Here is a 21,913-nt window from a genome sequence, read left to right as displayed (position 1 = left end):
CACCTTGGCCTTGAATTCTGGATGATGTTGCTTCCGTTTCGACATTCCTGATCTCCTTCGTGTTGAAGATCAGCAGACTACAAATCGCAGCTTACGTCAGTGTCCGAATTTCGGGGGGTAGCTCAGTCTCCGCGGTTCCCCGCTTTGCTCCCCTCGATTAAAGTGGGTTAAAGGCACCTTCAACCTGATGAACACTGTCGGTTGGGGAGTGCAGGCCTGTCGGTTAACGATCATAGCCAGTGTCGGTTTCTAACGATCTCAGGTGATAGATTTAATGCGGCTCAGCAATTCAACAAACAGCACGGACGAAGACGTGAAAAAATCAGATGAAGCGTTCGAGTATGACCATGCGGCGATTCATAAGTGGACTAGGCACCTGCTAGCGTCAGAGGGCGTATCCGAGAAATTCTTTAAGAAATTCGGAGTCACGCCAGTGCGCTTAAGCTACGAACGCCTTTCCAAGCTTAATATGGAATCTGTGTTGAACGTGTTTAAAGGGAACACTGTACTGCCTCCTCAAAAGGAGGAAGATGCTTCCCTGAAGCACAAAAAAATCGGAACACCAAAGAACAAGATTTTCGCTGAGCGCTTCCGTGAAGAAAGTTTGGATTTCTTGAAAGAGGTAGAGGATCAACGCGCCTTTACGTTGGAACAATTGGCAAAAACACCATTGCCCACAGCGATATAAACCATTGGCGCAGGGAAGCCACCGAGTGTCCGTCCTCGGGGGTCCCTGACGCCCCTGCCCTCACACCAGAAAGCGGCAGCTTCGTCTGTTTTAATTTAGCGCGGCCTGCTTTTGTTTAGCTGGTCGCATGACGGCTCAAAAATGCATCAATGTCTTTTTGCGATGGTGAAACGCCTGCAAATAACTCGACGTAGTGTTGAACCCTTGCCAATCGCTCCGCTGAGTTCTCTGTGACCTGCATCGAGAAATAGCCGATCTGTGTATAGATAACCGTCAGGCCGCGCACCTCGGCTTGTTCTTTGGAAAATGCATGCCGTTCATACATACGAGTCACCGCAGATATCCGCCGCCTGTCAGCATCCTGAATGCGCTGCTCAAGGTCGGTATCCACCCGCGCCCAGTTCCGTATCGCAAGATCAAAGGGAGCGTCAAAAAGCGTAGGGTCAAGCCAGCAATCCATCAGATTGAAAAGAGCTTCGCAGATATTTGAAGCCTCCAAATTGCATTGCTGAATGAGGTGACCGGTATTCTTACTTTCCCAGCGCTGGACCAATGCGCTGTGAAGTTCGGCAATATCTTCGAAGAACCAATAAAACCCGGTACGGGATAGATTGAGCACTTTGGCCAAGGGCATGATTTTTACAGCATCAATGCCCTCTGCAATGAGCAACTCATATGCAGCGTTAAGCCAAAGCTCTTTTGATCCGCGTTGGCGTGAGGGGGGGGACTTCATGATTTTTAGGTTAGTAAAACTTGACACATATGTCAATTGAGCGCCAGAGTGCAAAGACGACACATGTGTCAAGGCAACTGTGAGATGGACGAGATGACTAAAGATCCGCTGCTTCAGCCATACCAATTGAAACATCTGACTTTGAAAAACCGGATCATGACCACCAGTCATGAACCAGCTTACCCAGAAGACGGGATGCCGAAAGAACGTTATCGCGCCTATCACGAAGAACGGGCAAAAGCGGGTGTCGCGCTCACCATGACAGCGGGATCAGCGGCGGTGTCAAAGGACAGCCCCCCAGTTTTCAACAATATCCTCGCCTACAAAGACGAAGTTGTGCCGTGGATTCAAAACCTGACTGACGGCTGCCATGAGCACGGCTGTGCGGTCATGATCCAACTGACGCACCTTGGTCGACGCACAACATGGAACAAGGGCAACTGGTTGCCTTCTGTTTCCTCGTCCAAGCATCGCGAGCCTGCACATCGCGCCTTCCCCAAGTTGATCGAAGATTGGGATATCGACCGGATAATTAACGACTTTGCCGACGCCGCCGAGCGCATGAAAGCCGGCGGGATGGACGGGATCGAGCTTCAGGTTTACGGGCACCTGCTTGATCAATTCTGGTCGCCGCTATCAAATGATCTGGTCGGACCGTATGGTGCCGATACGCTTGAAAACCGGATGCGGTTCCCTCTTGATGTGCTTGATGCAATTCGCAAACGCGTCGGTACAGAGTTTATCGTCGGTTTCCGCTATACCGCAGACGAAGCCCAAAAAGGCGGCATCACAGCAGAGGATGGCCTAAAGATTTCCGAGAAACTTGCTGCGACGGGTCAGCTTGATTTTCTGAATGTCATAAGAGGGCGCATCCATACCGACCCCGCGATGACCGACCTCATTCCGGTGCAGGGCATGGCAAACGCTCCACATCTTGATTTCGCGGGTCAGGTTAAAAAACTTACCGGTATGCCCACATTCCATGCCGCTAAAATTCCAGATGTTGCGACGGCGCGTCATGCGATTGATGCAGGGTTGCTCGACATGGTTGGCATGACCCGGGCCCACATGGCGGACCCGCATGTTGTCCAAAAAATCATGGATGGTCGCGAAGACGACATTCGCCCTTGTGTCGGCGCGACCTATTGCCTTGATCGTATCTATCAAGCTGGTGATGCGCTTTGCATTCATAATGCTGCAACGGGCCGCGAATTGACAATGCCGCACACCATCCCAGTGGCCAAGGTCAAACGCAAAGTTGTTATTGTCGGCGCAGGCCCCGCCGGCCTTGAAGCCGCACGTGTCGCTGCCGAACGCGGCCACGATGTTGTTGTGTTTGAGGCGCAACCGGACCCCGGCGGTCAAGTCCGCCTCACTGCCCAAAGCCCCCGTCGCCGCGAGATGATTTCAATCATTGATTGGCGCATGTCCCAATGTGCCGCGCGCGATGTTGTCTTCCATTTCAATACATGGGCCGAAGCGGAAGATGTCACCGCTTTGAACCCTGATGTGGTGATCGTGGCGACAGGTGGCTTGCCAAACACAGAGCTGTTTGAGTCCGGGCGCGAAGCATCGCATGTTGTCACCTCGTGGGATATTATCGCCGGTGACGTAAAGCCCGCGCAAAATATACTGATCTATGACGAAAGCGGGGATCATCCCGCTTTGCAAGCCGCAGAAATCGCAGCGGCAGCTGGATCAACCGTTGAAATCATGACCCCTGACCGCACGTTTGCGCCCGACGTCATGGCGATGAATCTGGTGCCCTATATGCGATCATTGCAGGACAAAGACGTCACTTTCACGGTGACCCGCCGGTTATTGGACGTTGAGCGTAGCGGCAACAAGCTGACCGCGACCATTGGCACGGATTATAGTGATCATATCGATACGAAAGAATATGATCAGGTCGTTGTGAACTATGGCACCTTACCTCTGGACGATCTTTATTTCGATCTCAAACCGCACAGCTCGAATGGAGGCGCGGTGGATCATGAGGCGTTAATCTCTGGCAAACCGCAAACTCACATACGCAATGAGGCAGGAACGTTCCAGCTTTTCCGCATTGGCGACGCCGTATCAGCACGCAACACACACGCCGCGATCTACGATGCGCTTAGATTGGTAAAGGATCTGTAGAAGGTTATTTCTGGTTTGAATAATGAAACCCGACATCACCTTGATCCAGCAGATCACCGTGCAGATTGCCCCTCTCGTGCATTGCTGGCTACAGCGCTCTGATTGAACTCATCTGCAAATCGGAGGCCCGCGTTCATATCCGCCTATCCTTGGCTCAAAAACCACCAAGTAAGGCGGTTACAAATCAAAGGGCACTCCAATCCAGCACGACCTTCCCTGATTGCCCCGACTTCATAGCGGCGAAGCCTTTGGCGTAGTCCTGAGCTCCGAAGCGGTGGGTGATGACGCCAGATACATCTAACCCGTTTTGCAACATGGCGATCATCTTGTACCAGGTCTCGAAAATTTCACGCCCGTAGATGCCCTTTATCGTGATTGCTTTGAACACGATCCGGCTCCAATCAACGGGGCTTTTACCCGGCGGAATCCCCAACAGCGCGATGCGACCGCCCATCACCATCGCCTCGACCATCTGATCAAGTGCGATCTGATTACCCGACATTTCCAACCCGACATCAAACCCTTGCCTGATCTTCAGCTGCGCCTGAACATCGGCCAGATCCTCCTTGGTCACATTGACCGGAACGACATCTGCAACCCGTGCCGCCAGATCAAGCCGGTCTTGATTGATATCGGTGATCACCACATTGCGGGCCCCCGCGTGGCGCGCGACAGCGGCCGCCATGATCCCGATAGGACCTGCGCCCGTGATCAACACATCCTCCCCCACCAGATCAAAGGAAAGCGCCGTGTGAACAGCGTTCCCCAACGGATCGAGGATCGCGCCGATATCATCGCTTATGTCGTCAGGCAAAGGCACTACGTTGAACGCTGGCAGGCAAAGATATTGGGCAAACGCGCCTTGCTTGTTCACGCCAATCCCGCGTGTTTCAGGGTCGAGGTGGAACTTACCCGCGCGGCTTTGGCGCGACTGTTTCCCAATCAAATGCCCTTCGCCGCTACACCGTTGGCCCAAGGTGAGGCCCTCTACATTCCGGCCCAGTTCAACAATTTCGCCAGCAAATTCGTGACCTGTAATTAGGGGAACAGGGACTGTCTTTTGCGCCCACTCATCCCAATTCCAGATGTGAATGTCAGTGCCGCAAATGCCTGTTTTATTTATGCGGATCAGCACATCATCCGGCCCCACTTCGGGCACAGGAGCGGTCTGCATCCAAAGCCCTTCGCGCGCATATGCTTTGACCAGTGCTTTCATTTCATTGTTCATTTGATCACTCCAACGGCCTTACCTGCGATCTCGAACGCGGTCAGAGCGCGATCGAGGTCATCTTGCGTCAGGGAGGCGTTCATCTGGGTGCGAATACGGGCTTGGCCGCGTGGAACGACAGGGAAAAAGAAGCCGCTGACATAGACGCCTTCGTCAAACAGGCGCGCGGCCATGTCTTGGGCGACTTGGGCTTCGCCAAGCATGACGGGAATGATCGGGTGTTCGCCGGGCAACAAATCGAACCCCAGTTTGGTCAGCCCCGCACGCCAATAGGCGGCATTTTCAAACAATTGCGCACGCAGGGCATCGCCTTGCTCGACCAAGCGAATGGCCTCAATCCCGGCGGCCACAATGGAGGGCGGTAAGGAGTTCGAGAAAAGGTAAGGCCGTGCACGTTGCCGCAACAGGTCAATCACCGGCTGAGGCCCCGCAATATACCCACCGATTGCGCCCCCAAGCGCCTTGCCAAGAGTCCCCGTCAAGATATCGACATCCACATCGAAATGCGCGGGCGTGCCTTTGCCCTGTGGCCCCATAAAGCCGGTGGAATGGCAATCATCGACCATAACAAGAGCGTCGTATTTTTCGGCCAGTTGTGTGATCTCAGGCAGGTTGGCCAGATACCCATCCATGCTGAACACGCCGTCCGTCGCGATCATGATGAACCGCGCGCCTGCCGCTTTTGCCGCCTTCAGCTGGGCCTCAAGATCGGCCATGTCAGAGTTCGCATAGCGGTAGCGTTTTGCTTTGCACAACCGAATGCCATCGATGATTGAGGCGTGGTTCAACGCATCCGAAATAATCGCGTCCTCGGGGCCCAAAAGTGGCTCGAACAGACCGCCGTTTGCATCAAAACATGCGGCAAACAGGATGGCGTCATCCTTGCCCAGGAAACGTGCCAGGCGCTGTTCCAACTCACGGTGCAGGTCTTGGGTACCGCAAATGAACCGGACCGAGGCCATGCCGAACCCCTTGGTGCCCATAACATCACTGGCTGCGGCTATCAGATCAGGGTGATCCGCCAGTCCAAGGTAGTTATTGGCGCATAGGTTGATGACGGGCTTGCCGTTTGCTGTGATTTTCCCCGACTGCGGGGACGTTATGAGCCGTTCGCGTTTGGTCATCCCTTCTGCGTCAATCTGGGCAAGCGTATTTGTGATGTGATTTAGAAATGCGGTCGTCATAACACCCTCCGTTTCCGGAAAGATGTCATAATGGAAATGATTCCGCAATAGCGGAATTACGTTAAATCGAACAATAATCCGTGATGGCGGATTTTCTTATGCGCCATGCACCACCAAAAACGCCCGTGCGGGCCCATCAGCGTTAATTTTATGAGGAACATCTGCTGCGTAGCGCGCTGTATCGCCCGTGGACAATTGCTCAACCGCATCACCACTAGAAACGGTGAGCTGCCCTTCAATGACTGTCAGATGCTCCCGCGCGCCTTGCGCATGAGGTAGACTTGCCAAGACACCGTCTTGGCTAAATTGCAGGTCGTATACCTCGTGCCGCCCCGCTTCCTCTGGCGGCGAAAGAATACGGATCGAACACCCCGTTCCGTGGTTTTCAATTGTAGGGACATTCCCGCTGCGAAGGACCTCAACACGGCTGTCATGATCGTCCTCCAGAAGCCCTGCGAAATCTACCTGAAGCGCCTTTGTTAAATTCCATAGCGTTGAAATTGTTGGCGAAGATTCACCGCGTTCGATTTGGCTGACCATACTGCGTGATACGCCAGACAGCTTAGCCACAGCATCAAGAGACAGCCCCTTGGCGCGGCGGGCATCCTTTAGTCTGGCTGGGAGGAGGGATAGTATTGCGTCGGTGTTTTCCATAATAACGGATAATACAGAATTGCAGGCATGCGCTGCAAGGTGGAACACACTCGGAAACCAGTTCTTTTCCGAAATCATGCTCCGCCCGCGCCGACAGATGCCAACGCAGGCGAATTGCTTTAGAAAACTTCGAGCAGGTTCGGGATGCAGATCACCTAACGATAGGACGTCAGCCGTTTAGGGCTGCGAAAACACAAGGATGACCGCCGCCACTGCAAAAAGCAGGACCGTTTCCAGACAAACAATACAGAGCGCGGCGCCCCCGACGTGTCCCAAGCTTTTCAGTGAGGTTTTCATCCCGATCCCGACAATACCTATCACCAACAACCATGTTGAGAGTGCTGCAAACAACGCCCGGATCGGCTCGGGGAGGATACCTAGACTGTTGATCACAATCGCAATTGCAAACCCATAGACGAACCAGGGCACACCACTGCGGTTGCCTTGCTTGGCTTGGCGGCGAAACCCGAATGAGATCATAATAATAATCGGAACAAGAAGTGATACGCGAAATAATTTAATGAGGGTTGCGGTGCTGCCCGCTTCTTCTGAAACGGAAAAACCTGCTCCGACAACCTGCGCAACATCGTGAATTGTTAACCCCAAAAGCACGCCAATGTGCTGATCATCCAATCCCAAAGCCTGCCCCAAAATCGGATAGACAATCATCGCAATTGTAGAGAGCGTTGTAACCGCGACCACGATAAAAGCCGTGTCGCGCTCCCTTGTCTCGGATGCGGGCAACACAGCTGAAATGGCTAAAGCCGCCGAAGCCCCGCAGATGCCAACAGCGCCGCCGGACAACACGCCAAACTTGATGTTCTTTCCGAACAAAAACGAGATAGCGATCCCGATAGATACGGTAAAGGCGACACCACCAATAACGAGGCCAATGGTTTGAACCCCCAAATCGCCGATGTCAGCCAACGTAATTCTGAGCCCCAATAGCGCAACGCCCAATTTCAACAGATCCGCCGCGGCGAACCTTATTCCCGGTGCAGCTTTTTCATCGTCCACCAGAAAATGCAGGCTCAACCCCAGAAGAAGCGCAAACAGCATAGTTGGCGCAGCGTAGTGATCTGAAAGAAACCGTGCTGCTGTTGCTACGATTAAACAGATCAACACCCCCGGCATGAGGTGCGCGGCTTGCCGGTATTTTGCCATGATCAGACCTGACTATTTTCAAAGTGAGGGAACAGCCCGAAACAGGGCTGGCAGTTGAAATATAAAAACGCAGCATCCTCATTCAGAACATGATCTTCGTGGGACGTTCTGCGCTTCAGAATTTCCTGTAATTCATCCGTTCTGCTCCCGCCGGCACTCAAATAGCTGACCTGTGCAATTGCCCCAGCACAGAAGAGAGGCTGCTCCCTCACAGCAACACCAAGATGCCGACAGAAACTACAGAAACCGCCACAACCAGTATGATTACGAAGGCCGACAGGCATCCTAGCAGTGTCATTGTGAATCCTCTACGTGAGCGGGGTTGATATTTTCCACAATGTGGAATAGTATTCTAAAAAAGTCAATATCACCCGTCGACCTTCTGAAGATTTTTAAATGCCTGAATTGGCCCACGGCCTTGTTACATAAATAGGCCTTAGGAATTTTTATAAATTAAACAGAGTGATACATGGCATCCATGGGTACTTTGGCAGTACCGCCGGGGATCATACCTGCGACGCCTGCAGATGCGATAACGCAACAAAAGCAAGTATAGGTTTTACCTATTCTGCATACAGTATTTATATGCTTCTTTCTATACCTGAAGCAGGTTAACGTGAAGTGGGAAGCAGTTATCATGAGAGGCCCAATGACACAGCTCGACATGCCGCGCACTTTCCCCATGAAAAAGCCAACCAACCATACGCCTGTGATCCAGCGCTATTCGTCCCGCGTTCCAGAGGGCGTTGCGACAATCCGCGTTGCCACGTTGGGGTTTCAGAGCAGAAAAAGCTCCAAAGAAAACCTCGAGGCTTTTTTCATTTATCTAAAGGATGTGTTCTCGAACGTGGGCTTGCCCCAGCACCACGACATCGCTGATTTTGTGGACGATCAGGGCTACAGCACTGCAATGGCAGTTTGCTATTGGCTGGGTGAGGATGGATACACGGCATGGTCGAAAAAATTCGACCTGTGGTGGGCCGCTCGGGACCCCGAGACCCTCGACCACGGATTGTGGTTCGAAAGCTTTTCCGTGCCTCCCCCTTATCGGGAAACAAACCTGTTTCAAGAATACCTGCGCGGCGTCTCTGCCTGCCCGATGACCAAAATTGAACCAATGTCCGAGAGTGGATATTGGGGTGCCGCCCGGGATCGTTTTTCCGCATCGGCCCATGATGATTTTAGCCCCAAGCAAAACGTTGAGCTGCAATATAACCCGGCGAGAGAGACGCTGGGAAAGCACATCAAAGTCTCAGACATTCCAAGCCAGCTTTGCGTTATTCGCTCTGGCGTGACGTGGGCCAATTGCGGTGAAGAGCAACTGGAAAGCTATGAAACCAACCTGAAACCCAAGCTGGATAAAGGCATGGCGTATTTGCGCGAAAACCCCGTGGACACGGGGTGTTGCAGCCTGCGTCAAGTGACCTGCCTCGAGGCCGATGGGAGCGCTCAAAAAGAAGCTTATTCTCTGGGAATCTTCCTGACCTACGGGCATTTGGAGCGATGGGCACATGACCACCCTACGCATTTGGCGATTTACACCCGCGCCCTTGCGGAGCGTAAGAAGTATCAGGAAAATTTGCAGCTTCTCACATACCACGAGATTTATGTTTTGAACGAGGACGTGAGGTTCGAATACATAAACTGCCACCCTGATACGGGTTTGCTGCCCTACTTCACCAATAACGCAGCCGATCAGTAGGGAACTGAGTTTTGCCCCTGTCTTCCGCGCCTTAGCGCTCAGCATATTTGGGATAAGGTAGCTCAAGCGGGACACATACAGAAAGGCATGGCCAACTGACCGGGATATTCCTCGCTCGGGTATCAAGACCTGCCTTCAGACCTCAAAACACCAATCAAAAGGAACAAAAAGATGCCAATCCAACTTTATGATGTCCCGAAATCCGGGCACTGCCATCGTGTGCGCCTTGCCGCGTCATTAATGGGGATTGAGATTGACACCATTGCCGTCATGGAAATGGAAGGGCAGCGTCAGGGGGCTGAATATTTGGGTATCAATCCCTTGGGCCAGGTGCCCACATTAGTCGATGGCGATGTGACCGTGCGCGATTCAATCGCAATCATTCAGTATCTGGAACAGACCTACGCCCCCGAGCAAGGCTGGATGCCCAGTGATCCCGTGCTGAAGGCGCAAGTGCACGAATGGTTCGCGATTGCAGCAGGTGAAATGTTTCGTGGCCCCAACATGGCGCGGCTGATCAAGTTGTTTAAAATGGCCGGAGACTATGAAGCGGCCGAGGTCAGGAGTGCGAAGCTCTTCAAGCTCATTGAGGAGCATTTGAACAACCGCAACTGGTTGGTGGGCGCGCGCGCAACATTGGCAGATGTTGCCTGTTACTCTTACATCGCCGTCGCCAATGAAGGCGAGCTGGATCTTGCCCCCTTCCCCAACATCAATAGGTGGCTGAGCGCGGTCCAAACACTGGATGGCTTTGTGGACATTCCCCGCTCATAAGGCGAAGGGCGGGCCTGCACTTTGTCGGCCCGCCTCTGATCGCTATTTATAGCGGATCCGCCAATGCGGGAATGAGAGAGGTTGCGAAGTCTACAAACAAATTCAACGCCGGCCGCATTCGCAGCCGGTTGTTTTTCAATATTGTGACTTTGAGCGGGCGCAGCGGTTCAATGATCGGCCGCATAACAACGGGGCGCCCGATATATGTTTGATCCGTTCTGGGTTGGATATTCAAAAGCGAAACGCCAAGGCCGCTTGCAACAAACGCGCGCACAGCTTCAAAAGATTTGCAGCGGAATGCCACGCTTGGCACGATTTTTTGATCCGCCAAAAGCCCAAAGAAATAGTCACGCGTGTGTGGCAGATCCATCAAAATAAAGGGGCGCTGTGCGACGTCATGAATGGATACGCGGGCGTCATTGGCCAGCGGGTCCTCTGGTGGCAGGACCGCGCGCGGATGCAAGGCCGCCACGACCGAAGAGCTAAACCCCGTTTGCAGAGCAAGATCAAATGTGATCGCAAGTTCGATTTGCCCCGTGTCGAGTTCACGCAAAATATCGAATTGATCCAAATCCTTAATATTCACATTTATTGCCGGATACTTAGCGTGGAACGCACCAACAAGTTCGGCGGTAATCGCCGGGGTGAGGTTCACGAAGGACCCTATTGTGATCTCGCCTGACAGAGATTGCGAAATCGCACTTACATCGTGCTGGAATTCATCAGATTGCGCGAGCAACAACCGAGCCCGTTCCAGAAAACGCATCCCGTCCGGTGTTAGACGAATACCCTTTGTCGGCACGCGAATAAACAGCTGCACACCGTGTATTTCCTCAAGCTTTTGAATCGCGGCAGAAACGCTGGGTTGGGAAATATTCAGCTTCAGCGCAGCTTCGGAAATCGTGCCTGTTTCTGCTGTCATGACAAAGTAGCGAAGGGCGCGCAGATTCACATCCATAGTTTTCTCCTATGCGTTAAAGAGAAAGTATATGCTTTTCCTGTTCACACGCCAGTCATATGTTTCTCAAAACGTAGACAGCCAAAGGACGACCTCCCATGCTCCAGCCCAAATACAAGTTCGCAGCCTCTGCCGTAGCTCTCACTCTCGGCTTGACGACATCGGCCTCTGCGGATCCTGTCGAGATTGATTTGCTCATGTCGCCTTCAGGATCCGGCCCCTATTTGGCGATTGCCACGATGCAAAACTACGCGAGTGATTTCACGGACAAGGTCGCGCCCAAGGCCGTCGAAACCCCCGGGTTCACTTACAACGTCCGCTACCTTGCCTCGCAACCCGACCTTTGGGAAAACACTTTGATTGGCTCCGGAATGGTCGTTGAATGGGCCGCTGTGAACGGCGTGGCACCGTTCTTTCCGCAACCGATGGAGGCCGCGAGCGACTTTAAAATCATCGGCGCGCTCAGCAACACCACCAACCTCTTTGTGACTTTTGATGACGAGATCAAAAGCGTCGAGGATTTTGAAGACAAGCGTGTCGGAGTTGGTTTGCTGACCCAGAATGAATGGGGCATGCACCAAAAGATGATGCTTGACGCTTGGGGTATTTCATCCGGCCTGGCATCCTTTGACGCGCTTGGGCCAAGCCAGAATATTGATGCGATGATTGATGGTCGTTCCGATATTGGGACCTTGGCCGCGCATTCCAATTTCGATTTCAGCTACACGCTTGAGGCCGGTCCATTCAAGACCCTGGAAAGCTCTGGCCGCCCCTTTCACTATGTGGATGTAGATCCGGCGAAAATCCAGGAATACATCGATGCGACCGGCGCGCCGTTCAAGATTCAGACCGTAGAGGCCGGAACATTCACAGGTCAAACCGAAAAGGTCACCAGCTTTGGGAATGTCGCGCTGATTTCTGCGCACGCAAGCTTTCCCGAAGAGACCGCATATGAGTTCACCAAGCTTTGGCTGCAATCAGGCCCCGTGATCGGTGAATACAGTGCGATCGCGAAAATCTGGGAGCCGGAAACAATCTCGGAGATCGCCCGCACCAATCCTGACCTGATCCACCCGGGTGCGATGCGTGCCTACCGTGAATTCGGTCTTGTATCCGAATAACGCCACGCCAGAAACGGGAGAGCGGCAAATGCCTGTACCTGAAAACACGATGTTACAACGTTTGTCGCTCTTGGTTGGGCTGGGCCTTTTGGCCTACATCTCGGTGTCGGTCTGGACCAACACCTTTGGCGCGATGCAGCATTACAGCGTCTTTACGACAGTTGTCTTGATCTATGCTGCGATCAGATTGATCTCCCGCGCGGCTGAGCGTGAAACCCGTTTGGCCCGTTTGATTGATCAAATTTCAGGGGTTCTCATCTTTTTCGGAGCGGGCAGCGCCGGAGCCTATCTGTTTGTGAACGCCGAAACACTTGAGATCACGCAGCCTTTTGTTTCGGCAACTGCGCTGAACATGGGGTTAGTGATGATCGCCTCTGTGCTGTTGGCGGTTTGGCGTCAATGGGGTGCTGCAATCGCCGTCATCTGCCTGACGATGACCGCCTATATGCTGTGGGGAGATGTTTTGCCGGATGCGCTGCAGGCCCGCATGCAGCCGTTCAACGTTTCTGTCAGCTTCCTTGCAGGCATCGGTGGGCCGCGCGGTGTTATGTCATACGCGCCCTTGTCCGCGGATATGATTTTCATGCTGTTGATCTACGGGGGCATTTTGCACGCTGTAGGCGTGATCGAAATATTTGGCGAAATCGGTGCCTTGATTGGCAACCGCTTGCGCGGCGGGATGGCTTATAGTGCAGTGCTGGCCAGCACCTTTATCGGCATGGTCACGGGGCAAGCCGTCAGCAACATTGCCTTATCCGGCGTGATGACAATCCCCGCGATGAAAAAGAGCAAATTCTCCAGCGAACAAGCCGCCGCAATTGAAATCATGGCCTCCACGGGCAGTCAGCTTTTGCCGCCTATTATGGGGCTGGGGGCCTTTATGATGGCCGTTATCCTTGGGGTGTCCTATTTTGATGTGGTGCTGGCGGGGTTGATCCCGGGGCTGCTTTATATGTTTGCCATTCTGGTCAGTCTTTACGCGATGATCGGTGGCCACAAAGGCCTGTCCGACCTCAAACAACAGGTCGATGTTTCGCGGATTTTGTGGATTGCCCCTGCCTTCATCGCGTCCTTTGTCGTTCTCATCGCCTTGCTGATGCTGCGGTTTTCACCCTCTATGGCTGGGTTTTGGGGCTCTGCCACGGCTGTTGCCCTATCCATTTTTCGGCCTGCGCTTCTGCGCCCGACCTGGATGAATTTCCGCGACGGCCTGCGCGTGGGCCTAGATACGGCATCACAATTGGCGGTCGTCTTGGCCGCGATTGGATTGGTTGTGCAAACACTCACCAGCACCGGCCTTGGGGTGAGCGCAGGTGCGTTAATCGCGGATCTCGGTGCTGGAAACCTCTTGGTTACGCTGTTGATCGGCATGGCAGTCAGCATGATCGTCGGCATGGGCCTGCCTACCCCCGCAGCCTACGCGCTTATTGCGATCATCGTAGTGCCCAGCCTGATTGACGCGGGGCTCACACCAATGGCCGCCAATATGTTCGGGTTCTACTTTGCAATCTTTTCCGCCCTCACCCCCCCTGTGGCGGTGGGCGTTTTGGTGGGGGCACGCATTGCGAACGCCGGCTTTCTGGCAACCGCGTTTGAGGCAGGGCGGCTTGGCGCTATGGCCCTGTTGCTGCCTTTCATTTTCGTCTCCTTTCCCAGCTTGCTCGACCCCGCGTCGCTCACCTTGAACGGCTGGGTCGCCATTCTGGCCTTCCTCGCCGCCAGCATTCTTGGTGCAGGTGCGCTCTATGGCGCATTATCGCGGACCTTGACCCCGAATATGCGCGGCCTGTTCTTCATCGCGGGGCCTGTGATGCTGTTGGGCTATGCGGCGACCGACTGGCTTGTGGTCGGGCTGATCCCCTCTGTGGCTTTGACAGGCTGGCTGATCTTTAGCCGACGTCGCAAAGCCCTAGCGACCGCCTAACCTTTTTATTTTTGACTGAACTATAGGATTACTCTTCATGAGCACTCGTCTTGCCGCTGTCCATCTCGCATCAACCTTCTTTGACGTGGAAGCCGGTGTACAAAAAACACTCCGCTACATTGATCTTGCCAGCAAAGATGGCGCCGATCTTGTCGCCTTCCCAGAGAGCTTTCTGCCCGGTTTTCCAATCTGGCACGCATACCTGCGCCCCATTGATGCCCACGCAAAATTCGCGCGCTTTGCAGCGGCTTCTTTGCGCATTGATGGCCCCGAAATTGCACGTATCCGCGATGCTGCGCGCAATGCCCGGATTGCTGTCTGGCTGGGGTTCTCAGAACGGGCCAGCTATTCCGAGGGGTGCCTTTGGAACAGTGCAATCTTGATTGATGCAGAGGGTGAAATTCGCATTCATCACCGCAAGCTGGTGCCGACCTTCTATGAAAAGCTGGTCTGGAGCCGTGGCGACGGCAATGGGCTGACCGTCGAAGAGCTGCCCTTTGGACGTGTTGGCGGCCTGATTTGCGGCGAGAACGGTAACCCGCTGGCGCGCTATGCTTTGATGGCACAGGGCGAACAGATCCACTGTGCCTCCTACCCGTCCATTTGGCCCTTCCGCGATCCCGCCGGCGGCGCCCCCTACGATCTGTCCGAAGCCATTCGCGTGCGCGCCGCAGCACATAGCTTTGAGGCCAAGACGTTCACAGTGGTGTCCTCCGCTGCACTTGATGATGCTGGCATTCAAGCCATCTGCGACGGAGATTCCGCAGCGGAGGCGATGCTGCGTCAATGTGTTGGTGCAGCGTCGATGATTGTGGCCCCCGATGGGGCCGCCTTGGGGGGCACATTGTGCGGCACCGAAGGGCTGGTGATTGCCGATGTGGACATTCCCATGCTGACCGAGTTGAAGCAGCACCACGATATGGCGGGCTATTACAACCGCCACGATGTTTTCCGCGTAGAGGTAAACCGCGAACGACAAGCGCCGCTGCATCTTTCAGGTAGAAGCAAACGGACACCGCAGGAGGACGAGACATCCTTTGCCCACGAGACAGAAGCGGCAGGGTAGAGCCCGGTGCTGTTGTCCCTCCCTATAAGTGTAATCATGGCCGCAGGTCTTGTGGTTATAATTGCCTCTGCCGCACGGCGGCTGACCGGATTTGGCTTTGCACTGATCGGGGCGCCCTTGTTGTCGTTGCTGTTATCGCCACAGCAATTGGTGATTGTTGTTTTGTGGCTCCAAGTCTTCCTCGGGGTGCCTGCCGCATTTGAGTTCAAGTCCGAACTGGATTGGCCCCTTTTGCGGCAACTGGCACTTGGTGGCATCCTGACAGCGCCTCTTGGGGTTTTCGTGCTGACCTATGCAAATCCCGACATTGTTTTGCTTATCATGGGTTTTTGCGTGATCGCGGCCGCCAGTATTCTCGGCTTTTTTCCGGGAGTGATAAAAATCCGCGCTACGGCGCCGGCGAATGTTGCCTGTGGCATGTTGGCTGGCGTGATGAGCAGCAGCGTTGGCATGCCCGGACCGCCCATAACGATCTTTTTTATGGGCCAAACAGAGATGTCCATAAGGCAGCGCCGCGCGATGCTCATTTCTACGTTTTCGCTTCTTGCATGTGTTTCGCTCACCACTGCATTTCTGAGCGGGCAAATCCGGTTGGATTCATTTTTGTTAGCCACTGTCCTCTTGGTGCCTGCGCTGATTGGCGGATATTTGGGGGAGTATTTGCACAACCACCTGAATGCAAAACTGGTCGAGCGGTTTGCCTTGGGTCTGGTTTTTCTCGCCGGTCTCTTGTGCATCGCGCGCGCGTTGTAGTGCCGATGACAAGGAATTGCCCACCCGATCAACCGGCTCGATTTACCGTTTCAACAAATCGTCCCGCCCTAGCAATTTCAGCAAAAAGAGGAGGGCCCGCCGCGCATCAACTCTGCTGATCTGCGCTTCACCCTGGATCATTTGTGCAAAAAATTTGCACTAATTTCAGTGGAAGCCAGCAGGGTCATGCAAATGTTCTGCAATACAGAATGCTCTTCTAAAAAATTTGACAACACATCGAGCCTAGTAAAGGCTTTGAGTCGTAAACCGCCGCTCTCGTTGATGCGATCGCGGCAAAAAAATCAAAACAGGGGGTCTTGCAATGACTGCTATCAACTTCACAAGACGGAAATTTCTAAAACACACCACAGCCGCCGGAACGCTTGCGGTTGCGTCACCTGCACTGATCACACGGGCATCAGCCGCAGCAAAGCACACATTGACCTTCGGGCATACATTTGGTGCCGCCACCGAAGAATACATGATCACCGGCTTGGCCCAGTTTAAGGCGGCCGCCGAAGAATATTCCGAAGGCGAATTGTTCGTTGATATTCACGAGGCAGGCAGCTTGGGCGGCCAAAACGTGTTGCCGCAAAAAGTGCTGACAGGTGCCATTCAGGGCTGCCAGCTTTCCACCGGGAATTTTGTGAACTATTCCGAAGTCTATAATATTTTGGATTTCCCCTATCTCTTTGCCTCCAACGAACAATTCGAAGACACAATCCAAAAGGAAGGCTTCCGCGATTCCGCGTTCCTGTCTCTGCCCGCGTCAAACGGCTTCCAGGTCGTGCCCGGCATGTGGGCCAACGCAGGTTTCCGCGTGCTTGGTGTCAGCAAAAAGGTAGACCGTGTCATCAAAACACCCGACGATCTGGCCGGCCTGAAAGTACGGACCAACGGCACGCGCGTGGAAGATGTAATGTTCAAGCTGACCTCTGCCAGCCCGGTGTCCATCGCGTGGGGCGAAGCCTACCAAGCCATGCAGCAAGGTGCAGCTGACGCATTGAGCGTGGGACTTGGTCCGCTCACGGCGACAAAAATCCACGAAACACTCGCAACCGCGACACTGTATGAATTGAACTTCAACTGCCACATCACCACGCTGAGCAAGCGTTGGTTCGACGGTTTGCCAGTCAACATTCAGGAAGCCATCATGCGCGCGGGCCGCGAAAGCTATGCCTTCCAGCGCGCAGAGCAGCTGAAAGCCAATGATGCCATGATTAAGCTGTGGCAGGATTCCGGCATCGAAGTTACCCAACTTCAGAAAAGCGAAAAAGATGTCTGGATCGAAGCAATGGGCCACCAGCGCAGCGAATATGACGGCCTGAAAGATGCCTTTGGCCGTGAATCCTTTGATAAAATCCTTGAGCTGCAAGCTTAGCCAAATACAGCAGGCACCCGGTTTCTCCGGGTGCTTCATCCAGAAAAGAAGATGACAACATGAATTCCAAGTTATGGAGCGTACTGCGATTTTTTGATGGGCCTTTCATTAGATGGTTCATCATTCTCGCCTACGCGTACTTTTTCCTGATCATTATCAGTGAAGTTGCAATGCGTTACTTTTTTGCACATTCGACAACGTGGGGCGAGATGACCGCGCGCTATGCATTCGTCTATTTTGCCTATTTCGCAGCCGCCGAAGCCTTTCGTCATGATGAACATATCCGCATTGATCTGATCCCCAACCGACTGGGAACAAAGGCGCGAAATATCCTCGAAACCTATATCGATCTGCTCTGTGTTGCGGTGTCTATCGCCGTCATTTTCTATTCCATCCAGCTGATGCAAATTCAACAAATGGCAAATATCCGCATGCATGCCCTGCCGGTAAACCTGTCTTGGGCCCAATTGGCGCTGCCGCTCGGATGGGGCCTTATGATCATCCGCATATGCCAACGTTTGGGCCGCAGATTTGCACCGGATCAATTTAGCCCATTGGCCCCACAAGCCGCTGGCCACGGAGGAATATAACCATGGATAATTCACAAATCGCAGGGATTGTTATCTCGCTCATGGTCATTCATCTGGTCATCGGTTTGCCTCTTTTTGTCGTGCTTGCCGTTGGCTCTTTGTCCTTGATAGGGCTGACTGGTGCCTATTCCCTTAGCAGCCTCAGCACGACCCTTTTTGCCAGCCTCGACAGCTGGGCGTTGCTTGCGATGCCTTTGTTTATTCTGGCCGGCGAAGTGATTTCGCGCGGGCGTATCGCACGGGATTTGATCAACTTGGGCGAAGCCCTTGTAGGGTGGTTGCGTGGCGGATTGGGCATGGCCACCATTTTCGGCTGTTTCTTTTTTGCCGGGACCAGCGGCTCCAGCTCGGCGGACACTGCCACCATCGGCAAGATCATGGTGCCCGCATTGAAACGCAAAGGATATGATCCAAGCTATGCGGCCTCTCTTGCGGCTTCGGGTGGGATTTTGGGCGTTATTGTGCCGCCCAGCCTGATCTTCATCATCTACGGTATCGCAACGGCGACTTCTGTTGGGGATCTGTTTGTCGCGGGCATTCTGCCCGGGTTTATGATTGCCTTTGGCCTTTGCGTCGCGAACTATCTTGTGTGCCGATTTGGCATTTGGGGTGCGAGCGAACGCACTGCCTTTTCAGGCGCCACCGCGCTTAAAGCACTGTGGCAAGCCCGCTACGGCTTTGGTGCGCCTGTGGTCATTCTGGGCGGCATCTATGGGGGGTTCTTCACACCCACCGAGGCCGCGGCAGTTGCCGTAGGATATGTGTTCTTGGTCGAGCTTTTCCTGGCCCGGGAAATCAAGTTCAGCGAGATTGGCGATATCTTCACAGCCGCATCACGCACCACCGGTATCTTGGCACCGATCATCGCCTTCTCGATCCTCTTCGCCGAAGTTCTTGCGATCCTGCGCGTGCCCAGCACAATCGTAGAAGTCTTCACCTCTTTCGAGGTGAGCTTTGTTGTCTCGGTGGCGTTGATTGTCCTCATGCTGTTGGTCATCGGCTGCTTGTTAGAGCCTATTGCGGCTATTCTCGTGATCATGCCAATCCTCTACCCGATTGGTCAGCAGCTTGGATTTGATCCGGTGCACTTTGGCGTTTTTGTTGTGTCTACGCTGTCGGTTGGTTTCATTACGCCGCCCGTGGGGATCAACCTATTTGCCGCCTCGGCGGTGAGTGGCGAACCCTTCATGCGGATCGCTGTACGCGCCATTCCGGCCTTCGTTGCATTGATCTTGATCTGCTTTGCAATCGCCTTCATGCCGTCGACAATATTGTGGTTTAGATGACCACAGGCCGGCGGCCCGAACATCGTTTGCCTTTTGAATACTTGGGCAGCTAATCCGGGCCGCCGGCCGCTTTCAAACACCCATCTCTAAACATGCATTAAATGACAACTGCGGCTTGCCCAGTGGCGTGAGGAAATCAATGACACACCCATGTGATCTATCTGCTGTCGATGCAGGCCGTCAGATCAAAGAAGGCTCTTTGAGCGTTTCCGCATTATTAGAAAGCTGCATCACGCGGATCGAAGCCCGCAACCCCGAGGTGAATGCAGTCGTCACAACCTGTTACGACACTGCGCGACAACAGGCCGCTGAGATGGACAAAGCGCGCCCCACCCTGCCCGAGCTTCCGCCACTTTTTGGCTTGCCGGTTTTGATCAAGGATTTGATCGAAACAAAGGGTCTCACCACAACCTACGGATCGCTCCACTACAAAGATTATATCCCCGAATTCGATGCTGCGGTCATCAAGCGGTTGCGCGATGCAGGGGCGATCATACTTGGAAAAACCAACACCCCTGAATTCGGTGCCGGCGCAAATACTTTTAACAAAGTGTTCGGTGCCACACGCAACCCCCACAATACAGCGCTGACCAGTGGCGGCTCGTCTGGAGGGTCGGCTGTGGCGGTGGCCTGCGGCATGGCACCGCTTGCGATTGGATCGGACTTCGGGGGCAGCCTGCGCATTCCTGCGTCTTTTTGTGGCATCGTCGGGATGCGCCCAACACCGGGGCGTGTCCCTTGTGTAGATATGGCCATCGGGCATTCTCCTCTTTGGACAGAAGGTCCCATGGCGCGTTCGGTTGCTGATGCGGCGCTATGTATGGCAGCCATCGAAGGCTATGCGTCAGGCGATCCACGCGCCGCACCTTTATCGACACCAACAACACACTCTCCCGTCGCACTGGGGGATCTCAAGGTTGGTGTCTCGGCCGATCTTGGCTTGGCCACGGTTGAGACCGGAATTCGCGATACCTTCGACACGCTGATGTCGACCCTTATGTCGGAATTCGCACAGACACAGACAATCGATCCGGATTTGTCAGCCGCACCCGAGATTTTCAAAACCATTCGCGTCATGGATGTCTATGCCAGAGCCCATGCTTTGGCCGATATAGACCGTGACAAGCTGGGCGATAACGTGCGCCACAACCTCGCCCTCGCCGAGACTTTGACGTTTGCACAAACCGCAAAGGCCAGCGCGGCCCACACGGCGATCTTTAAGGCGTTTCAAAAGCTGTTTGATACGCATGACATTCTGATTTGCCCGTCTACTGCCGTGTCTCCCTTTCCCGTCGAGGCCCCCTTCCCCTCCGAAATCAATGGCAAAGCCGTTGAGGATTATGTGGCGTGGTATGCAGTAACTTGGGCTTTGTCGTTGATGGGTTGCCCCATTGTTTCCGTCCCGGCAGGCCGCGATCATAAGGGCATGCCATTCGGGATTCAGGTCATCGCGCCGCGGCACCAAGATGCTTTGGCGTTGAACGCCGCTGCTGCGATTGAAACCGCACTTCGTCAGTTGGGCGTAACATAGCTGGGACTTTGCATCGTACCCCGCACACTGAGATGCACGCAGGTGAGCCATATCTTGAAGATTGACAAATTCGTGAAGTACCGCCTACTTAGAAGCCGATAATTTGTGGATAGGTCCCTTGGATAAAGCCGTTGTAAAAGCGTTTAGTCTTCTAGAAATACTTTCGCAAAACAACTCCCCCATGGGGATCACTGAATTGGCCAATGAGGCCGATCTCGGCAAAAGCAACGTCCATCGCCTGCTTCAAACCCTCATGACGTTGGGCTATGTCCGCAAATCCAACGATACCCTTTACACCGCATCTCTAAAGGTTTGGGAGCTCGGAAGTCAGGTCATCTCACGGGTGAATGTCCGCGACGTCGCGCGGCCCTACATGCAGATGCTTGCTGAAGCGACAGGCGAAACCGTTCACCTGTCAGAGCTATTCGATAATCAGGTGCTATACATTGATAAAATCGAAAGCCGCGAGCCGGTCCGCGCCTATACGCATCTAGGTGGCCGCGCCCCCGCCTATTGCACGGCGACGGGAAAGGCGATGCTGGCCTATCAAACGGATGAAGTCATTGACGCTGTCATGGCTGGTGCCACTGCCCACACCGAAAAGACAATTGTGCTGCCAGAGGCCTTTTTGACCCATGCCAGCACAATCCGCGCGCAAAGATACGCCATGAACCGCGGCGAATGGCGCAAGGATGTGATCGGGATCAGTGCACCAATATCCTGTGCGCTAGGCCGTGTGGTCAGCGCCATAGGCCTGTCAGCGCCTGCAAGCCGTGTTTCTGAAAAACAGCTCAAAGCCGTCGCGCCACAGTTGATCGAATATGCCGAGAAAATTTCCGCAAACATGGGCTGCACGGGCTCGGTCTGGGACGCATTAGATCAACCCGAGATGTGAAAAACCTAACAGCTTTGAACCGAACAAAAGCTGGTGACAGCCTTTTGGGTGAAAAGGTGCTGCCATTCTTTGATATATGCAAACCATGGGCCCGCCTCGTGCGGCCTCCGTGTGGCTGAACATATCTGGCGCATCACACCTG

19 protein-coding genes are annotated in these 21,913 nt (G+C 53.9%); 13 read left to right on the top strand and 6 right to left on the bottom strand.

The window, feature by feature from the left end:
* Positions 1-313: 313 nt before the first annotated feature.
* Positions 314-688, top strand: a complete 375-nt coding sequence (locus ABJM03_RS03385) for a Stf0 family sulfotransferase (protein ID WP_348415530.1) — start codon at positions 314-316, stop codon at positions 686-688.
* 115 nt (positions 689-803) lie between these two features.
* Here ABJM03_RS03385 and ABJM03_RS03380 read toward each other — a convergent pair whose 3' ends face one another.
* A complete protein-coding gene (locus ABJM03_RS03380) occupies positions 804-1,592 on the bottom strand; it encodes a TetR/AcrR family transcriptional regulator (RefSeq protein ID WP_348415528.1) in 789 nt (262 codons plus the stop codon).
* Here ABJM03_RS03380 and ABJM03_RS03375 point away from each other — a divergent pair.
* The gene (locus tag ABJM03_RS03375) at positions 1,515-3,560 is read left to right on the top strand and encodes an NADH:flavin oxidoreductase (RefSeq protein ID WP_348415526.1); all 2,046 of its coding nucleotides are present in this window, start codon (positions 1,515-1,517) and stop codon (positions 3,558-3,560) included. The genes ABJM03_RS03380 and ABJM03_RS03375 overlap by 78 nt on opposite strands.
* Before the next feature lie 184 nt (positions 3,561-3,744).
* Here the strand turns inward: ABJM03_RS03375 and tdh are convergent, their stop codons facing one another.
* The 4 genes from tdh to ABJM03_RS03355 all read right to left on the bottom strand — a co-directional run bounded on the left by tdh (position 3,745) and on the right by ABJM03_RS03355 (position 7,790).
* Positions 3,745-4,788, bottom strand: coding sequence for an L-threonine 3-dehydrogenase (gene tdh, locus ABJM03_RS03370; protein WP_348415524.1), 1,044 nt, complete (start codon positions 4,786-4,788; stop codon positions 3,745-3,747).
* Positions 4,785-5,972: a glycine C-acetyltransferase gene (locus ABJM03_RS03365; protein ID WP_348415522.1), complete on the bottom strand. Its 1,188-nt coding sequence runs from the start codon at positions 5,970-5,972 to the stop codon at positions 4,785-4,787. Before ABJM03_RS03365 ends, tdh begins: the two co-directional genes overlap by 4 nt.
* 96 nt (positions 5,973-6,068) lie before the next feature.
* On the bottom strand, positions 6,069-6,629 hold the full coding sequence (locus tag ABJM03_RS03360; RefSeq protein ID WP_348415536.1) for an XRE family transcriptional regulator: 561 nt from the start codon (positions 6,627-6,629) through the stop codon (positions 6,069-6,071).
* Positions 6,630-6,803: 174 nt separating this feature from the next.
* Positions 6,804-7,790: a putative sulfate exporter family transporter gene (locus tag ABJM03_RS03355; protein WP_348415520.1), complete on the bottom strand. Its 987-nt coding sequence runs from the start codon at positions 7,788-7,790 to the stop codon at positions 6,804-6,806.
* Between the two features lie 649 nt (positions 7,791-8,439).
* Here ABJM03_RS03355 and ABJM03_RS03350 point away from each other — a divergent pair.
* Both ABJM03_RS03350 and ABJM03_RS03345 read left to right on the top strand, forming a co-directional pair.
* Positions 8,440-9,492 (top strand): phenylacetaldoxime dehydratase family protein, encoded by a 1,053-nt coding sequence (locus ABJM03_RS03350; protein ID WP_348415518.1) that lies wholly within the window; start codon positions 8,440-8,442, stop codon positions 9,490-9,492.
* 171 nt (positions 9,493-9,663) lie between these two features.
* Complete coding sequence (locus ABJM03_RS03345) at positions 9,664-10,266, top strand: glutathione S-transferase N-terminal domain-containing protein (RefSeq protein ID WP_348415516.1); 603 nt, start codon at positions 9,664-9,666, stop codon at positions 10,264-10,266.
* A 46-nt stretch (positions 10,267-10,312) separates the two neighbouring features.
* Here ABJM03_RS03345 and ABJM03_RS03340 read toward each other — a convergent pair whose 3' ends face one another.
* A complete protein-coding gene (locus tag ABJM03_RS03340) occupies positions 10,313-11,224 on the bottom strand; it encodes a LysR family transcriptional regulator (RefSeq protein WP_348415515.1) in 912 nt (303 codons plus the stop codon).
* A 98-nt stretch (positions 11,225-11,322) separates the two neighbouring features.
* Here ABJM03_RS03340 and ABJM03_RS03335 point away from each other — a divergent pair, with 98 nt between their 5' ends.
* The 9 genes from ABJM03_RS03335 to ABJM03_RS03295 all read left to right on the top strand — a co-directional run bounded on the left by ABJM03_RS03335 (position 11,323) and on the right by ABJM03_RS03295 (position 21,771).
* Positions 11,323-12,345 (top strand): TAXI family TRAP transporter solute-binding subunit, encoded by a 1,023-nt coding sequence (locus ABJM03_RS03335; protein WP_348415513.1) that lies wholly within the window; start codon positions 11,323-11,325, stop codon positions 12,343-12,345.
* A gap of 28 nt (positions 12,346-12,373) precedes the next feature.
* Complete coding sequence (locus tag ABJM03_RS03330) at positions 12,374-14,269, top strand: TRAP transporter fused permease subunit (RefSeq protein ID WP_348415511.1); 1,896 nt, start codon at positions 12,374-12,376, stop codon at positions 14,267-14,269.
* Positions 14,270-14,306: 37 nt separating this feature from the next.
* A complete protein-coding gene (locus tag ABJM03_RS03325; RefSeq protein ID WP_348415509.1) occupies positions 14,307-15,335 on the top strand; it encodes a carbon-nitrogen hydrolase family protein in 1,029 nt (342 codons plus the stop codon).
* A 36-nt stretch (positions 15,336-15,371) separates the two neighbouring features.
* Positions 15,372-16,088, top strand: coding sequence for a sulfite exporter TauE/SafE family protein (locus ABJM03_RS03320; protein ID WP_348415507.1), 717 nt, complete (start codon positions 15,372-15,374; stop codon positions 16,086-16,088).
* Between the two features lie 322 nt (positions 16,089-16,410).
* Positions 16,411-17,469, top strand: a complete 1,059-nt coding sequence (locus ABJM03_RS03315) for a TRAP transporter substrate-binding protein (protein ID WP_348415505.1) — start codon at positions 16,411-16,413, stop codon at positions 17,467-17,469.
* A gap of 59 nt (positions 17,470-17,528) precedes the next feature.
* A complete protein-coding gene (locus tag ABJM03_RS03310) occupies positions 17,529-18,059 on the top strand; it encodes a TRAP transporter small permease (protein ID WP_348415503.1) in 531 nt (176 codons plus the stop codon).
* Positions 18,060-18,061: 2 nt separating this feature from the next.
* Positions 18,062-19,345, top strand: a complete 1,284-nt coding sequence (locus ABJM03_RS03305; RefSeq protein ID WP_348415501.1) for a TRAP transporter large permease — start codon at positions 18,062-18,064, stop codon at positions 19,343-19,345.
* Positions 19,346-19,484: 139 nt separating this feature from the next.
* On the top strand, positions 19,485-20,876 hold the full coding sequence (locus ABJM03_RS03300) for an amidase (RefSeq protein ID WP_348415499.1): 1,392 nt from the start codon (positions 19,485-19,487) through the stop codon (positions 20,874-20,876).
* 103 nt (positions 20,877-20,979) lie between these two features.
* Positions 20,980-21,771 (top strand): IclR family transcriptional regulator, encoded by a 792-nt coding sequence (locus ABJM03_RS03295; protein WP_348415497.1) that lies wholly within the window; start codon positions 20,980-20,982, stop codon positions 21,769-21,771.
* Positions 21,772-21,913: the final 142 nt, after the last annotated feature.

Source organism: Sulfitobacter sp. (genome assembly GCF_039977885.1).
Taxonomy (GTDB): Bacteria; Pseudomonadota; Alphaproteobacteria; order Rhodobacterales; family Rhodobacteraceae; genus Sulfitobacter.
The sequence above is the reverse complement of the archived record's forward strand: the minus strand, read 5'-3'. Positions and strand labels throughout refer to the sequence as shown.

Coding starts and splice junctions, on each gene's coding strand:
- ABJM03_RS03345 (WP_348415516.1), top strand. CDS start 9,664: ATGCCAATCCAACTTTATGATGTCCCGAAATCCGGGCACTGCCATCGT.
- ABJM03_RS03365 (WP_348415522.1), bottom strand. CDS start 5,972: ATGACGACCGCATTTCTAAATCACATCACAAATACGCTTGCCCAGATT.
- ABJM03_RS03355 (WP_348415520.1), bottom strand. CDS start 7,790: ATGGCAAAATACCGGCAAGCCGCGCACCTCATGCCGGGGGTGTTGATC.
- ABJM03_RS03305 (WP_348415501.1), top strand. CDS start 18,062: ATGGATAATTCACAAATCGCAGGGATTGTTATCTCGCTCATGGTCATT.
- ABJM03_RS03300 (WP_348415499.1), top strand. CDS start 19,485: ATGACACACCCATGTGATCTATCTGCTGTCGATGCAGGCCGTCAGATC.
- ABJM03_RS03330 (WP_348415511.1), top strand. CDS start 12,374: ATGCCTGTACCTGAAAACACGATGTTACAACGTTTGTCGCTCTTGGTT.
- ABJM03_RS03380 (WP_348415528.1), bottom strand. CDS start 1,592: ATGACTGGTGGTCATGATCCGGTTTTTCAAAGTCAGATGTTTCAATTG.
- ABJM03_RS03320 (WP_348415507.1), top strand. CDS start 15,372: ATGGCCGCAGGTCTTGTGGTTATAATTGCCTCTGCCGCACGGCGGCTG.
- ABJM03_RS03310 (WP_348415503.1), top strand. CDS start 17,529: ATGAATTCCAAGTTATGGAGCGTACTGCGATTTTTTGATGGGCCTTTC.
- ABJM03_RS03375 (WP_348415526.1), top strand. CDS start 1,515: ATGACTAAAGATCCGCTGCTTCAGCCATACCAATTGAAACATCTGACT.
- ABJM03_RS03335 (WP_348415513.1), top strand. CDS start 11,323: ATGCTCCAGCCCAAATACAAGTTCGCAGCCTCTGCCGTAGCTCTCACT.
- ABJM03_RS03315 (WP_348415505.1), top strand. CDS start 16,411: ATGACTGCTATCAACTTCACAAGACGGAAATTTCTAAAACACACCACA.
- tdh (WP_348415524.1), bottom strand. CDS start 4,788: ATGAACAATGAAATGAAAGCACTGGTCAAAGCATATGCGCGCGAAGGG.
- ABJM03_RS03350 (WP_348415518.1), top strand. CDS start 8,440: ATGACACAGCTCGACATGCCGCGCACTTTCCCCATGAAAAAGCCAACC.
- ABJM03_RS03340 (WP_348415515.1), bottom strand. CDS start 11,224: ATGGATGTGAATCTGCGCGCCCTTCGCTACTTTGTCATGACAGCAGAA.
- ABJM03_RS03325 (WP_348415509.1), top strand. CDS start 14,307: ATGAGCACTCGTCTTGCCGCTGTCCATCTCGCATCAACCTTCTTTGAC.